The following is a 14,361-nucleotide window of genomic DNA, read 5'->3' on the forward strand; positions in this document are numbered from 1 at the left end:
TGATCTAGTCACTGGCAAGATGCGCGACGCATGTTCCGAAGGGTGGAGATCATGACCGGAGAACCGGCCCGTGTGCGGCAGATGTGGCACCTCCTGGAGCCCCTGCACGCCGTTCTGTACTACGCCCCCGAGGCCTTCGATGAGGCCGCCGCGCTGGGGTACGACACCGAGGAGCGCTGGGCGAGCTACTTCGCCTGGCGGGCGGCTCCGCTGGGGGCGGTGGGCGCGGAGGAGGCGGTGCGGACGTTCCACAGCTTCGCCCCGGCGTTGGTGGAGCGTTACGTTCCGGGCGTCTGGGCGACCGCCGCCCCCGAGGCCGTGCTCGCGGCCCGGCTGCGGGCGGTCGACCGGTCCTACCGGACCCTGTTCGGGGACCGCGTGGAGGGACCGGCGTTCGCCGAGGCCGCCGCACTGGCCCGCCGCGCGGCGGAGGCGGCGGGCCCGGGGACTCCCGGCGGCCTCGGAGCCGCCAACTCCGCGCTGCCCTGGCCCGAAGCCCCGCACCTGGTGCTCTGGCAGGCGGCGACCGTGCTGCGCGAACACCGGGGCGACGGGCACATCGCCGCCCTCGTCGGGGCCGGCCTCGACCCGGTCGAGTCGCTGGTCTCCTTCGCGGCGGTCGGCGCGGCGCCCCCCGAGGTGTTCGCGAGCCGGGGATGGGGCGCGGAGGAGTGGGACGCGGCCCGGCGGCGGCTGCGGGAGCGCGGGTTGCTGGCGGCGGACGGCACGGCCACGGACGCGGGGCGCGAGCTGCGCGCGAAGGTGGAGCTGCGTACCGACGAGGAGGCCGCCGCGCCGTGGCGGGCGCTGGGGGAGACGGGGCGCGAGCGGCTGGTGGAACTGCTGGGGGAGCCCTGGCTGGAGGTCATCGGGTCGGGGATGCTGCCCGCCGAGAACACCCTTGGCATCGGGAAGGTGTGAGAGAGGCGAAAGGTGGGCGCGGTCATGGAAACCCCTCCGGCGGGGAAGACGCCCATAGGATTCTCGGCGTTCGGCTTTCTCTCCGTCAGGACGGCTTCACGTGATAGCTCCCGGTACCTACCGCGCGGCAATGCCCGCCATCGGCGCCCTCGTCGCGATCGCCCTGGCGGGCGGCTGCGGCCCCGACGGCCTCGCGGGCGACGGCGGCGGAGCCGGCACGAGCGGCGGGACCAACGGCGGCGCGCAGTCCGCCGAGGGCTTCGGCGCCGGCCCGCTGGACAACCCCGACGGTACGAAGCCGGGCCTGGCCCCCCTCACCACCGACGCGGACCGGGCCGCCGCCCGGAAGATCATCGAGAAGGTGGCCACCAAGGGACGCGGCCCGAAGACCGGCTACGAGCGCGAGAAGTTCGGCTACGCCTGGAAGGACGGGATCGACGGCATCCCGCTCGCCCGCAACGGCTGCGACACCCGCAACGACCTGCTCGCCCGGGACGGCAAGGGCATCGAGCACAAGGCGGGATCTGATTGCGTGGTCATGTCGATGACGCTCCAGGACCCCTATACCGGCGAGCGCATCGACTGGCGCAAGCAGCAGGCCACCGAGGTGCAGATCGACCATGTGATGCCGCTGTCCTACAACTGGCAGATGGGCGCCGCCCGCTGGAGCGAGGCCAAGCGCGAGCGGATCGCCAACGACCCGCTCAACCTCATCCCGGTGGACGGCCCGGCCAACAGCGCCAAACGGGACTCCGGCCCCGCCTCCTGGCTGCCGCCGTACAAGCCGATCCGCTGCTCCTACGCCGTACGGTTCGCCCAGGTCTCGCTGAAGTACGAACTCCCGGTCACGGCCGCCGACAAGCGGACCATGCTCACCCAGTGCGGCGGCTGAGCGGGCCCCTGGGGCCGCCCGATCAGACCTTGCCGCCGCAGATCACGTCGTACGGGCGGCCCATCGCCATCATCAGCTGCATCGGCTCCGTGGTCGCCGCCGGGCACTCGGTCTTCTCCTTGACGAGGCCGAGGACCTTGAAGTCCTGCGCCCCGGCCGAGGCGCAGGCGATCTCCTTTGCCGTCGCCGAGATGCAGTCGCCCGCGACGAGCTGGCCGCCCCCGGCGCCCGCGTCGCCGGGGTGCTCCCCGGACAGGTTGCGGCCGCAGACCGTGTTGGTCGGGATACCGCCGCCCTTCTTGTCGTCGCCGGAGCCGAGGACCCGGGAGACCTGGATGATCAAGTCCGTTCCGGCCGGGCACTGGATAGCGTTGGGCAGGAAGCTCGCGTCCTCGATCTTCAGGGCCTTGAAGGTCGCGCCCTGCTCGTCGCAGTCGAAGGCGCGGTAGCCGTCCGGCTTGTTCTCCGGGTCGGGACCTCCGCAGTCACCGATCTCCCACGAGCCGCCCTTGCCGTCCGACGCGGACGAGGACGAGGACGACTTGGAGTACTTGTTCGAGGAATCGTCACCGAAGATTTTGAACGCCCCGTAGCCCAGGCCGAGTATCACCGCGAGCACCACCAGGCTCTGCAGGCACCCGGCGCCTCTCCGGGGGCGGGTCGGTGTACTGCCGGGCTGGGTCATGGTTCTGCTCCTCGACGAGTGGCGCTCAGGGTGCGAAGTCACGGGTGGGGACGCGGCATGCACACCTCATGGTTCCGGCTGGTTCCCGTCGGTTCCGGCTGGAAACCGACGGTGGGCGCGCGGTGGGCGCGCGGTGGTTCCGAGCCGATATTCGCTGGTCGGAGTGGGAAAGGCTGTTTAGGGTCGCGCGCATGGAGCTGAACATCACCACCCTCGCCGAGCGCCCGGAGCTGGCCGACGCCCTGGACCGGATGCCCGACACCTGGCCGGAGTTCGTCCTGGAGGACATCGTCGGCTGGGCGAACTTCGCCCGGATCGCCGTCGAGTTCCCCCAGTACGTGCTGGTCGCCACCGACCCCGAGGACACCGTCGTCGCCCGCGCCTACAGCGTGCCCTTCGTGCTGGACGCCCCCGGGCGCGGAGAACTGCCCGTCGGCGGCTGGGACCGGATGCTGCTGTGGGCGTTCGCGGACCTGCGGCGCGGACGGACGCCCGATACGGTCGGAGCGATCGAGATCACGGTGGCCACCGGCCACCAGGGCAAGGGCATATCGGGCCGGATGCTCGCCGCGATGCGCGACAACGCGCGACGGCTCGGCGTCCGGGAAGTCGTCGCCCCGGTGCGTCCGAACGGCAAGCACCTGCGGTCCGGCCTGCCGATGGAGGAGTACGCCCGGCTGACCCGCCCCGAGGACGGGCTGCCCGAGGACCCCTGGCTGCGGGTCCACGCCCGGGCGGGCGGCAAGGTGGACTCGGTAGCCACGGTGTCGATGACGGTGAGCGGTTCGCTCGCCCAGTGGCGGCAGTGGACCGGGCTGCCGTTCGACACGGACGGTCCGGTGGAGGTGCCGGGGGCGCTCGTCCCGGTGCACTGCGCCCTCGCGCACGGTTACGCGGTCTACGTCGAGCCCAACGTCTGGGTGCGGCACCAGCTGTGATGCCCGAGCCCGAAGGTCCGGGCGCGGCGCCCACCGCGACGCCCGCGCACGCCCCCGCTCTCCTCGTCATCGACATGCAGAACGCCCTGGTGGCGATGGCGTACCGGGCGTCCGCCACCGTCGCGGCCATCGCCGGCCTCCAGGCGCGGGCGAGGGCGGCCGGCGCGCCGGTGATGTTCGCGCAGCAGCGGGACGACGAGCTGGAGCCCGGGACCGAGGGCTGGCGGATCGTGCCCGAACTGGCCCCCGCCCCCGGCGAGACGGTCGTGCCCAAGGCCGCCCCGGACAGCTTCCTCGACACGGGCCTGGACGCGGTCCTGCGCGCCCGGGGGATCACCGAGGTCGTCGTCACCGGGTTCGCCACCGAGATCTGCGTCGAGTCCACGGCCCGGCAGGCGCTGAGCCGGGGGTACGACGTGGTGCTCGTCGCGGACGGCCACACCACGTCCGTCCGGCCAGGCCCCGGCCCGTACGCCGCACCGGAGGCGTCCGTCGCGCACCACAACGAGATCTACCGCAACCTCCGCTTCCCCGGCCGCCGGGTGCGCGTACAAGCGGCGGCCGAGGTGGACTTCACCGGCGGAGCCCCGGCACCGGCCGGGTGACCGGGGGCGTCGGGCCCGCGGACGGGGTGCAGCACAACGGTTGGGTACAACCCGGGGTCGGCCGGTCGGGGGAGGTGTATACGCTCACCCCACACGTCCGACATACGCGTCCCAGGAGCAGCACATGCACGGCTACGGCCCGACGCCGCAGCAGCAGACGACATCCCGGCCGTCCTCGGCGACGCTCACCGCTGTGCGCGTGATCCTCGTGACGGTGACCGTGCTGAGCTGCGGCCTGCTGGGCTGGGTGGCGATGCTGCGGCTGGCGTTCGTCACCCGCAGACCGCGCGACTGGGTGCTGCTCGCGGTCGTGATCGTCCTCAACGTCGCGCTGTTCGCCTTCATCATGGGCACACCCGACGACCCCGATGACATGTCGGACGCCTCGGTGCTGTTCATGATGGTCTGGATCTTCGGCCTGCTGGCCGGGGTGATCACCTACTACCTGTACGTGGAGATCCGCCACTACAGCTCCCTCGGCTCCCCGCCCCCGTACGCCGTTCCCGGCCACCCCACGCCGCTCCCGTACCAGCAGCAGCCCGCGCAGCAGCAGCACCAGAGTCACCACCAGCAGCAGAGTCAGCACCCGCGCCCGCAGCCCAACCCGTACACCGTGCAGACCCCGCCGCCCACGCCCACCCCCGCGCCCCAGCGCCTCGACCAGGTCCGCGCCGAGCTGGACGAGCTGAGCGACTACCTCCGCAAGGAGGGCGAGGGCCGGTGAGCGGGCGGATCATCGCCGACCGGTACGAACTGGCGACCATCCTCGGCCAGGGCGGCATGGGCCAGGTGTGGACGGCCTACGACCGGCGGCTGGACCGTCGCGTCGCCGTGAAGCTGCTCCGCCCCGACCGGGTCGCCGGGCCCATCGGCAGCGACGCCGCCGACGAACTGCGCCGCCGGTTCGTCCGCGAGTGCCGGGTCACCGCGCAGGTCGACCACCCGGGCCTGGTCACCGTCCACGACGCGGGCAGCGAGGACGACGACCTCTACCTCGTCATGCAGTACGTCGAGGGCGCCGACCTCGCCGACCATCTCGCCGAGCGGAACCCGTACCCCTGGCCGTGGGCCGTCGCGGTCGCGGCCCAGCTCTGCGCGGTCCTCTGCGCGGTGCACGCGGTGCCCATCGTCCACCGCGACCTCAAGCCCCGGAACGTGATGGTCCGACCCGACGGCACCGTCACCGTTCTCGACCTCGGCGTCGCCTCCGTCCTCGACACGGACACCACCCGCCTCACCCACACCGGTTCACCCATCGGCTCCCCGGCCTACATGGCCCCCGAGCAGGCGATGGGCGGTGCGGTCGGCCCGTACACCGACCTGTACGCCCTCGGGGTGCTCCTGCACGAACTCCTCAGCGGTGACGTGCCGTTCGCCGGGTCCACCGCGCTCGGCGTCCTGCACCGCCATCTCTACGAGCCCCCGCTCCCGGTCCGGAAGACCCGCCCGGAGGTCCCCGTCGCGCTGGAGGCCCTCGTGCTGCGGCTCCTCGCCAAGGATCCCCAGGACCGGCCCGCCTCCGCCCAGGAGGTGTACGAGGACCTCGCCCCGCTGCTGCCCAAGCACGGGACCCCCGCCGGCCCGCTCGACCCGACGCGCCCGTTCCTGCGCCCGCACGCCCCCTGGCCGGACCGGGCAGCGATACCCGCCTCCGTGCCCGCTCCCGCCACCTTCGCCGCGACGCCCCCCTCCCTCGGCGCCCCGCCGTCCTTCACCCCGCCCCCGGCCGTCGCGCCGGCCCCCGCGCGCCCCGCCCACCTGCCGCCGAGCACCCCGCCGCCCGCCCGGCCGGATGTCGCGCGGGCCGTGGACGAGGTCAAGAAGCTGCTCGGCGAGGGCCGGATCACCCAGGCCGTGGACGTCCTCGGCGCCACGCTCCCGGCCGCCGCCGCCGAGCACGGCGAACACTCACCGGTCGTCCGCATCCTGCGCAAGCAGTACGCCGCGACGCTGATGGACGACGGGCAGTACCGCCGCGCCCTGCCCGAGCTGCGCCGCCTCGCCGAGGACCGCGTCGCCGAGGCGGGCCAGGCCGACGCCCAGGCACTCCAGTTCCGCTACGACGCCGCCCAGTGCCTCGAACAGCTCGGCGAGGCCGGGGCCGCGCTGGTCGAGTACCGCGCGATCCTCCCGTTCTACGAGAACGCGTACGGGCCGATCGCCTCCGACCCCGGCCGCGCACTCGACATCCGGCACCGCATCGGGCAACTGCTCCTGGCGGTCGGCGACCACACCGCGGGCCGGGCACAGCTCCAGGCCCTGCTGTACGACGCCGAGCGCACCTATGGGCCGCACCACCCGCTGCCGATGGACCTGCGCCGCCTGCTCAGCCACCAACGGGACGTCCGCGGGGGCTGACAGCGCCCCGTACAGACTCCGTACCGCCCCCGCACCGGGCCACATTCCCGCCCACATCCCCAACTCCTCCCGAATCGTTGGTCGAATCAGTGGCACCGGCCACCTCCACTGCCTAACATCGATCACCGCAAGGCTTTGTGCACTGATGCACAAACTCTCCCCGGGAGGCTCCTTTGCACCGCCGTCGTCGCACCGCGCTCGCCGTCCTCGCCGCGACACTCGTCGCCGCGCCGCTCCTCACGGCCTGCGGCAACCAGTCCCACCCCGGCGCCGCGGCCGTCGTGGGCGGCGAGCGGATCGAGGTGTCGACGGTCCAGGACCGGGCCGCGGACGTCCGCAGCGCCCAGGAAAGCTCCCCCGAGGCCGCCCAGCTGGTGAACAAGTCGGGCCAGCTCAACCGCGCCAAGCTGCACGGACTGATCTTCGGCCGGATCCTCGACCGCGCCGCGGCGGACGCGGGGGTCACGGTCACCCGCAAGGAGATCCAGGAGATGCGGAAGGCCAGCGGCGCCCAGCAGGGCGGCGAGGAGCGGTTCGAGGCGATGATGCTCCAGCAGCGCTGGGTCGCCCCGGACCAGATCGACGCCGACATGCGCCAGGAGGTCCAGCTCCCGAAGCTGGCCGAGGCGCTCGGCGCGGACCTCGGCACACCGGCCGGCCAGCAGGTCGTCGGCGAGGCCCTCACCAAGGCGTCGAAGGCCCTCGACATCGACGTCAACCCGCGCTTCGGCACCTGGGACGACCAGAAGATGCAGCTCGGCAACTACAGCGCGCCCTGGATCACCCAGGTCACCGAGTTCGCGCCGAAGGACTCCCCGGCGGGCGCCTGAACCGCGGGCGCCTGAACCGGCGGGCACCTGAACCGGCGGGCGCCTGAGCCGGCCGGCGCCTGAACCGGCGGGCCGGGGACCCCGGGGCCGGGGGTAGGTTCGCAGGGTGAACGCCGAAGCCCCCGACGCCCCCGTCGAGACCCCCGCCGACCCCGGCCGCATCGTCCTGCTCACCGCCAGCCACCGGGTCGCGCCCGGCCTGCTGTCCTGGCCGGCCTGGCAGACACTGCACGCGGCCGACCGGGTCCTCGCCGCCGGCCCGGACCACCCGCAGCTCCCCTACCTCCGCGAGGCGGGCGTAAGCGTCGAGCACGCCACGCCCTCCGCCGACGAACTGGTCGCCGACTGCGCGGGCGGCCGGACCGTCGTCGTCCTGGTCGGCGGCGAGGGCGACAGCCGTCTGACGGACGGCCTGGCCCGGCTCGGCGGCTCGGGCCGGGTGGCCATGCCGGACCTGGAACTGCTCCCCGGCTCCTACGACCTGCCCGGCGCTCGCCTGCTGGACCTGGTCCAGGTCATGGACCGGATCCGCCGTGAGTGCCCCTGGACCTCGCGGAAGACGCACCGGGGCCTCGCCAAGTACGCCATCGAGGAGGCGTACGAACTGGTCGAGGCGATCGAGGACGGCGACCGGGACGAACTGCGCGAGGAGCTCGGCGACGTCCTGCTCCAGGTCGTCTTCCACGCGCGGATCGCCGAGGAGGATGCCGAGGCGCCCTTCGCCATCGACGACGTCGCGGGCGGCCTCGTCGAGAAGCTGATCCACCGCCACCCGCACGTCTTCGGCGACGAGAGCGCCGAGACCCCCGAGGACGTCCACGCGCACTGGCTGCGCACCAAGGCGATCGAGAAGCAGCGCACATCGGTCACCGAAGGCGTCCCCCTCGGCCAGCCCGGCCTGGCCCTCGCGGCGAAGCTCGGCAGCCGCGTCCGCACAGCCGGCCTCACCGTGCCCCTCCCGACCGGTGATCCCACCGCCGACCCCATCGGCTACGACCTCCTCGCCCTCGCCGTCTCCGCCGAGGCGAACGGCACCGACCCGGAGGCCGCCCTGCGCGCCGCGGCCCGCGCCTACCGCGACGCGATCATGGCGGCGGAGGGCCACGCGGGTTAGTACGGTGACGGCAGGGGTTCGAGGAGGGGCGGGGGACAGACGTGGAAGCTGAACTGCAGTCACTGGCCGATACTCTGGGGCGAGTGGTGGCCACGGGTCCTTCCGGCGCGCGCGAGCTGCTGACCGAGACCTCGCACCAAAGCGTCACGGCCCCTTTGCTGGTGCCACGGTTGGACCAGGTGTTCGAGAGATATCAGGGGAATTCGGCCGCGGGGCCGCTGGCAGCCCGGGATCTGCTCGATGTTCTGCGCTTGACCCGGCGCCAGGACGCCGTCGCGTACGAGGAGCTGAGGACGATCGCCGACGCCTTCACCGAGGACGAGCGGGCACGCACGGTTCTCGCACCGCGGCGACGCGCGCCCGACGCCGCCACGAACAGCAACACTGTCTCGGGCGGCACATTCCGCGAACCGGTCGTCCAAGCCGGGACGTTCAACGGCGGCGTGCACACCTACTACGGGTCGCCGCAGCACCCCGGCCTGCCCCCGGTCGCCGAGTGGCCGCGACTCGACGCGGCCGATCCGATCGCCTTCGGTGTGAGGCGTACCCGGCGGATCGGCGACGAGCCGCCGCTGCCCCCTTACGTCGCCCGGGACGGCGACGCCGTGCTGAAGGAGCGGGTCCGCACCGCCGCCGAGACCGGCGGGCTGGTGCTGGTGACCGGCGAGCCACTGTCCGGGAAGAGCCGGACCGCCTGGGCGGGGATGCTCACGAACCTGCCGGGCACGACCCGCGTCCTCGCCCCCGCGATCGGCACGGATCTGCGCGGTCTGCCCGCCGTGCTGCGCGGCCGGGGCGGGGAACGGTGTGTGATCTGGCTGGACGACCTGGAGGGCCACCTCGGCGAACACGGCCTGTCCCCGGCGCTCCTCGCCGACCTCGTCGGCCTGCGCGTTCCGGTGATCGCCACGATGAGCGACGAGGCCTACGACGCCCACCGCTTCGGCGGGCAGGCGCGCGCCCGGGTGCTGGCGGGCGTCGACCCGGTGGAGCTGAGCTCGGACTGGACCGAGCCCGAGCTGCTGCGGCTGGAGGCCGGTTACGGTGACGCCAGGCTGCATGACGCCGGCACTTGGTGCGACGGCGCTCGTGTCACCGAGTACCTCGCTGTCGCACCGGAGTTGTGGGACGAGTGGTGGCGTGCCCGACGCCTGAACGCCCACCCGCACGGGCACCTGCTGGTGCGGGCCGCCATCGACTTCGCCCGGTGCGGGACCGATGATGTCCCCATCCCCTTGGCCGTGCTGCGCAAGGCATGCGCGCTGTACGAGCAGGAAGGGGCGCGGGCGGCCGGGGAGTCCTTCGAGGACGCGTTGGAGTGGGTGACCGCCATCCGTCACGGGGTGGCCGGGATGCTGGTCCCGGGGGAAGCCCCGGATACCTGGCGCGTCCACAGCTCGTTGTTCAGCGAGGCGGAGACCCGACCGGGCACCCCACCCGTACCGCTCGGCCTCTGGCTGCTCGCAGGGGAAGCGATGCGCGAGGCCCCTCCGTACCTGGGCGCCGTGCTGGCCACGGCAGAGAACGCGCTGGTGCGTGAGGCAGGCGAAGATCCGGAGGTCGCCCTGCTGCTCGGCCACCTGCACGAAGCGACTGGGCAGGCCGAGGACGCCGAGAAGTGGTACAGACGCTCCGCCGACGCGGGCAACGTCGAAGCGGCGGGGATCGTGGGCCGGGCTCTCGCGGCCCGGGGGGAGACGGCCGAAGCCATTCCGTACCTGGAGCGGGCGGCGGAGGCCGGGTACACCGACGCACGGGGCCACCTCGTAACCGTGCTCGTCGACCGGGCGGTGTTCTGGCTGGACCGCAGCGCCGAGGACGGGAGCCCGACGGCGGCGGACTACGCGAGAAGACTGCGGGAGTCCGTCAGCCTGCCGCCAGACAACGTCATCGTGGAGCACTTCCAAAGAAGGCTGCAAGAGGCCCTCGATACCTCGCCCGATAACGTCAAGGAGTGAACGACAGCCCCGCCCCGAGCACCCCCGAGCCCTCCGCCTGCCCCCACGCCACCCCCAGCGAGGCCACCCCGGCGGCCCCCGCCCCCGAACTCTTCACCTGGGAGTTCGCCACCGACCCCTACCCCGCCTACGCCTGGCTCCGCGAGCACCGTCCCGTGCACCGCACCGCGCTGCCCAGCGGGGTCGAGGCCTGGCTCGTGACCCGGTACGGGGACGCCAAGGAGGCGCTCGCCGACGCGCGGCTCTCCAAGAACCCGGCCAACCACGCCGAGTCGCCGCACGCCAAGGGGAAGACGGGGATCCCGGGGGAGCGCAAGGCGGAGCTGATGACGCATCTGCTCAATATCGACCCGCCGGACCACACCCGGCTGCGTCGACTCGTGTCCAAGGCGTTCACCCCGCGCCGGGTCGCGGAGTTCGCGCCCCGCGTGCAGGAGCTGACGGACCGGCTCATCGACGACTTCGTGGAGAAGGGGAACGCCGACCTCATCCACGACTTCGCCTTCCCGCTCCCCATCTACGCCATCTGCGACCTGCTCGGCGTCCCCGAGGAGGACAGGGCCGACTTCCGGGACTGGGCGGGCATGATGATCCGGCACGGCGGCGGGCCGCGCGGCGGGGTCGCCCGGTCGGTGAAGAAGATGCGCGGCTACCTCGCCGAACTCATCCACCGTAAAAGGGAGAACCCGGGCGACGACCTGATCTCCGGGCTGATCCGGGCCAGCGACCACGGCGAGCACCTCACGGAGAACGAGGCGGCCGCCATGGCGTTCATCCTGTTGTTCGCCGGGTTCGAGACGACGGTCAACCTCATCGGCAACGGGACCTACGCGCTCCTGCGCCACCCCGAGCAGCGCGCCCGGCTGGAGGCCTCCCTGGCGGCGGGGGAGGACGCGCTGCTGGCCACCGGCATCGAGGAGCTGCTCCGGTTCGACGGGCCGGTCGAGATGGCGACCTGGCGGTACGCCACCGAGGCGCTGACCCTGGGCGGCGAGGAAATCGCCGCCGGGGACCCCGTACTCGTGGTGCTGGCGGCGGCCGACCGCGACCCGGACCGGTTCACTGATCCGGACACCCTGGACCTTGCACGGCGTGACAATCAGCACCTCGGATACGGGCACGGCATCCACTACTGCCTGGGGGCGCCGCTGGCCCGGCTGGAGGGACAGACCGCGCTGACCACACTGTTGAGGCGCCTTCCTGACCTGCGACTTGCGGGAGAACCTGGCGATTTGCGCTGGCGTGGCGGGCTCATCATGCGTGGACTGCGCACCCTCCCGGTCGAGTTCGAACCGGGTAGCCGATCCGAAAAAAGTGACACAGTGTCAACTCTGTGACTTTCACGTGATCTGCGCTGCATCGACTTGTGACACACGTTCGAGTCCCGCTAGGTTCACGGTTCGACGCGTCGGTCGCACCTTGCTCACGCGTCACTTGGGCGCCGAAGCGGGCACGTCAATCCGCTGCGCGGCGCTCAGGTCACTCGCTTGTCAGTCGCACGGAAGGCATACCCATGGGCTCCGCGAACGGCAGACACCGCCGCCCTCGTCAGGCACCCGCCATCATCGTCGCCGCAGGTGTGACGGGATCGGCCATCGCCATCCCGCTGCTCGGCGCCGGCGGCGCGCACGCGGCCGAGGCCACCACCTGGGACCGGGTCGCGGAGTGCGAGAGCGGCGGCATGTGGAGCGCCGATCTCGGCAACGGCTACTACGGCGGGCTCCAGTTCTCGCAGGAGACCTGGTCGGCGTACGGCGGCACGGCGTTCGCGCCCCGCGCCGACCTCGCCAGCCGCTCGCAGCAGATCTCGGTGGCCGAGAAGGTCCTGGACGACCAGGGTTCGAAGGCGTGGCCCAGCTGTGCGGTGATCTCCGGCCTCGCGGTGGACGGCAGTCTGCCGGGCGTCGACCCGGGCACCTCGCCGTCCGCGGACCCCTCCGCCGACCCGTCCGCCGATCCCTCGGCGGACCCCTCGGCCGACCCGACCTCCACCCCGACCGACGAAGCGGACGCAACCGGCGAACCGGGTGAATCCGGCAAGGGTGAGAAGGGTGATGAGGCGGACAAGGGTGGTACGGGTGACGCGGAGAAGGGGAGCGAGGCTCCCGACTCCTCGGTGACGCCCTCCGCCCCGCCCGCCTCCGACGCCCCCGACGCCTCGGACCCCTCCACCGCCCCCGACGCCTCGACGGGTGAGGGCGGCCAGGGAGGCAAGCACCGGGGCACCCCCGCGCCCGAGGAGGCCGACGCGGGCCGGCAGGACGGCCCCCGTGAGTCCGGTCGGCACGCCTCGCGCGGCGAAGGCGACGCGCGGGACGGTGGCGCGGCGACCGCCGGCGGCTACACGGTGCGGCCCGGGGACAACCTCTGGGCGATCGCCGACGCCCAGGAGATCCCCGGCGGTTGGACCGGCCTGTACGAGACGAACAAGGGCCTCCTGGGCTCCGACCCGGACCTGATCCTGCCCGGCCAGAACCTGGACCTGGGCCTGGACCGTGGCGCGGGCGAGGGCGCGGACCGGGGTGCGGGCAAGAGCGCGGACCCGGCCGCGCCGGAGGGTGCCGAGACGCCCGCCGGGGCGCCCGCCACCAACTGATCGAATTCGGGAAAACACCCCGAAAATCGAGGCAGTTAAGAGACCTATGTCCACTTTTGCGTAAGTGAGACATGGGTCTCTTTGCTTCAACTGGCGCGTCTCGTCCGGCTGGTCCGGGCGAATCGCCCCCCACCTGCGGAAACACCCCGCCGACCAAGGTGAGTTCGGGTTGATTGCCCCCTATGTCCATCTTTGAATGTCGGGGTTGCCTGTGTTTACGGTCGGAACCGCTCGCACCGCGGGCCCCGTCGACCGTCACGCCGAATCCTGCCGTCGGTCGAAGGGAACAGACGCGTAAGCGCCGTAGGCAGGAGCGGGGGACCCAGGTAAGCCGCCGGGTCCGGACGCCTCGTCGAACCGACGAGGACGTACGGGGCCGGCTAGGGGTGAAGTCGCGAGCAGCACCGCGCGACCGGGCAACTCATCAGCCCGAACCCGACAGCTCACCTCGTAGGCGTCGGTGAGGAGATTCGTTCCATGCTGCTGAACAGCAAGGGCAAGCACCGCCGCCCGTCCAAGGCCACCCGTATCGCCACCCTCGCGGGTGTCACCGGTGCCGCCATCGCCGTCCCGCTGATGGGCGCGACCAACGCTTCCGCCGCCTCCGTCGAGACCTGGGACGCCGTCGCCCAGTGCGAGTCCGGCGGCAACTGGTCCATCAACACCGGCAACGGCTACTACGGCGGACTGCAGTTCTCGCAGTCCAGCTGGGCCGCCGCCGGCGGTACGCAGTACGCCTCCCGTGCCGACCTGGCCTCCAAGGACCAGCAGATCGCCGCCGCCGAGAAGCTCCTCGACCTCCAGGGCCCGGGCGCCTGGGCCTGCGCCGGCGCCGGCGGCCTCACCAACGACGGTGTGGACCCGGGCGTGAACACCGGCTCGGGCTCCGGCGAGAGCAAGCCCGAGCAGGCGCAGCCCGAGCGTCAGGCCGAGCAGCCCACCACGCGCTCCGAGCAGCGCGAGGCCCCCAAGGCCGAGAGCAAGAAGACCGTCACCACCCCGACCGGCGAGAAGGTCCAGAAGGGCGACGGCGAGTACAAGGTCAAGGCCGGCGACACCCTGAGCACCATCGCCGAGGCGGAGGGCGTCAAGGGCGGCTGGAGCAAGCTCTTCAAGCTCAACGACGACATCGTCAAGGACGCGGACCTGATCTTCCCGGGTCAGCAGCTCCACCTGAAGTAACCGCCGTCTCTCCTCCCCGGAGGAGAAGCGTCCGGCGGCACTTCTCCTCGCACGGCTTCCCGGCCCGGCGCGCTCATCCCCCCAGCGCGCCGGGCCGGGTTCTTCGTGAGCGGCGGGCGCCGATGGCCCGCATGCGTTCACCTCTTGTTATTACCACTCAGTAGATTTCTAGAGTTTTGTCCCGTGATGCAGGTCCTTGGGTCCTTTTTCGTCCCAGGAGGCGGGCGGTCGGCCGACCGGAGCGGCCGGGCCCGATAGGCTCGTGCCGCAAGGCCACAGTGA

The 14,361-nt window shown here is 72.3% G+C and carries 13 protein-coding genes and 1 riboswitch; of the genes, 12 read left to right on the plus strand and 1 reads right to left on the minus strand.

Annotated elements, in window-relative coordinates; translation table 11 throughout:
• The first annotated feature begins 51 nt into the window (after positions 1-51).
• Complete coding sequence (locus ACIQRW_RS16195; RefSeq protein WP_403760033.1) at positions 52-921, plus strand: hypothetical protein; 870 nt, start codon at positions 52-54, stop codon at positions 919-921.
• A 130-nt stretch (positions 922-1,051) separates the two neighbouring features.
• Complete coding sequence (locus tag ACIQRW_RS16200; protein WP_403760036.1) at positions 1,052-1,813, plus strand: HNH endonuclease family protein; 762 nt, start codon at positions 1,052-1,054, stop codon at positions 1,811-1,813.
• Positions 1,814-1,835: 22 nt separating this feature from the next.
• Here the strand turns inward: ACIQRW_RS16200 and ACIQRW_RS16205 are convergent, their stop codons facing one another.
• A complete protein-coding gene (locus ACIQRW_RS16205; protein ID WP_403760039.1) occupies positions 1,836-2,498 on the minus strand; it encodes a hypothetical protein in 663 nt (220 codons plus the stop codon).
• A 191-nt stretch (positions 2,499-2,689) separates the two neighbouring features.
• Here ACIQRW_RS16205 and ACIQRW_RS16210 point away from each other — a divergent pair, with 191 nt between their 5' ends.
• The 10 genes from ACIQRW_RS16210 to ACIQRW_RS16255 all read left to right on the plus strand — a co-directional run bounded on the left by ACIQRW_RS16210 (position 2,690) and on the right by ACIQRW_RS16255 (position 14,079).
• Positions 2,690-3,436 (plus strand): GNAT family N-acetyltransferase, encoded by a 747-nt coding sequence (locus ACIQRW_RS16210; protein ID WP_403760042.1) that lies wholly within the window; start codon positions 2,690-2,692, stop codon positions 3,434-3,436.
• Positions 3,436-4,041: a cysteine hydrolase family protein gene (locus tag ACIQRW_RS16215; RefSeq protein WP_403760044.1), complete on the plus strand. Its 606-nt coding sequence runs from the start codon at positions 3,436-3,438 to the stop codon at positions 4,039-4,041. The genes ACIQRW_RS16210 and ACIQRW_RS16215 overlap by 1 nt, the downstream gene beginning before the upstream one ends.
• A 124-nt stretch (positions 4,042-4,165) precedes the next feature.
• Entirely contained in the window at positions 4,166-4,765 is a 600-nt protein-coding gene (locus ACIQRW_RS16220; protein ID WP_403760047.1) for a hypothetical protein, read from the plus strand.
• Positions 4,762-6,399: a protein kinase gene (locus ACIQRW_RS16225; protein ID WP_403760050.1), complete on the plus strand. Its 1,638-nt coding sequence runs from the start codon at positions 4,762-4,764 to the stop codon at positions 6,397-6,399. The genes ACIQRW_RS16220 and ACIQRW_RS16225 overlap by 4 nt, the downstream gene beginning before the upstream one ends.
• Positions 6,400-6,572: 173 nt before the next feature.
• Positions 6,573-7,229 (plus strand): SurA N-terminal domain-containing protein, encoded by a 657-nt coding sequence (locus ACIQRW_RS16230; protein WP_403760053.1) that lies wholly within the window; start codon positions 6,573-6,575, stop codon positions 7,227-7,229.
• Positions 7,230-7,335: 106 nt separating this feature from the next.
• Positions 7,336-8,343, plus strand: coding sequence for a nucleoside triphosphate pyrophosphohydrolase (locus tag ACIQRW_RS16235; protein WP_403760056.1), 1,008 nt, complete (start codon positions 7,336-7,338; stop codon positions 8,341-8,343).
• Between the two features lie 251 nt (positions 8,344-8,594).
• Positions 8,595-10,301: a tetratricopeptide repeat protein gene (locus tag ACIQRW_RS16240; RefSeq protein WP_403760059.1), complete on the plus strand. Its 1,707-nt coding sequence runs from the start codon at positions 8,595-8,597 to the stop codon at positions 10,299-10,301.
• A complete protein-coding gene (locus ACIQRW_RS16245; protein ID WP_403760062.1) occupies positions 10,298-11,638 on the plus strand; it encodes a cytochrome P450 in 1,341 nt (446 codons plus the stop codon). The genes ACIQRW_RS16240 and ACIQRW_RS16245 overlap by 4 nt, the downstream gene beginning before the upstream one ends.
• Before the next feature lie 176 nt (positions 11,639-11,814).
• Entirely contained in the window at positions 11,815-12,897 is a 1,083-nt protein-coding gene (locus ACIQRW_RS16250) for a transglycosylase family protein (protein WP_403760065.1), read from the plus strand.
• Positions 12,898-13,237: 340 nt separating this feature from the next.
• Positions 13,238-13,369: riboswitch (cyclic di-AMP (ydaO/yuaA leader) on the plus strand.
• A gap of 5 nt (positions 13,370-13,374) precedes the next feature.
• Positions 13,375-14,079, plus strand: a complete 705-nt coding sequence (locus ACIQRW_RS16255; RefSeq protein ID WP_403760068.1) for a transglycosylase family protein — start codon at positions 13,375-13,377, stop codon at positions 14,077-14,079.
• Positions 14,080-14,361: the final 282 nt, after the last annotated feature.

The organism is Streptomyces sp. NPDC091287 (assembly GCF_044768525.1).
In the GTDB taxonomy this organism is placed as follows: Bacteria; Actinomycetota; Actinomycetes; order Streptomycetales; family Streptomycetaceae; genus Streptomyces.

Excerpts from the sequence above, each read along its gene's own strand:
- ACIQRW_RS16195 (WP_403760033.1), top strand. The coding sequence starts at position 52 with ATGACCGGAGAACCGGCCCGTGTGCGGCAGATGTGGCACCTCCTGGAG.
- ACIQRW_RS16200 (WP_403760036.1), top strand. The coding sequence starts at position 1,052 with ATGCCCGCCATCGGCGCCCTCGTCGCGATCGCCCTGGCGGGCGGCTGC.
- ACIQRW_RS16205 (WP_403760039.1), bottom strand. The coding sequence starts at position 2,498 with ATGACCCAGCCCGGCAGTACACCGACCCGCCCCCGGAGAGGCGCCGGG.
- ACIQRW_RS16210 (WP_403760042.1), top strand. The coding sequence starts at position 2,690 with ATGGAGCTGAACATCACCACCCTCGCCGAGCGCCCGGAGCTGGCCGAC.
- ACIQRW_RS16215 (WP_403760044.1), top strand. The coding sequence starts at position 3,436 with ATGCCCGAGCCCGAAGGTCCGGGCGCGGCGCCCACCGCGACGCCCGCG.
- ACIQRW_RS16220 (WP_403760047.1), top strand. The coding sequence starts at position 4,166 with ATGCACGGCTACGGCCCGACGCCGCAGCAGCAGACGACATCCCGGCCG.
- ACIQRW_RS16250 (WP_403760065.1), top strand. The coding sequence starts at position 11,815 with ATGGGCTCCGCGAACGGCAGACACCGCCGCCCTCGTCAGGCACCCGCC.
- ACIQRW_RS16255 (WP_403760068.1), top strand. The coding sequence starts at position 13,375 with ATGCTGCTGAACAGCAAGGGCAAGCACCGCCGCCCGTCCAAGGCCACC.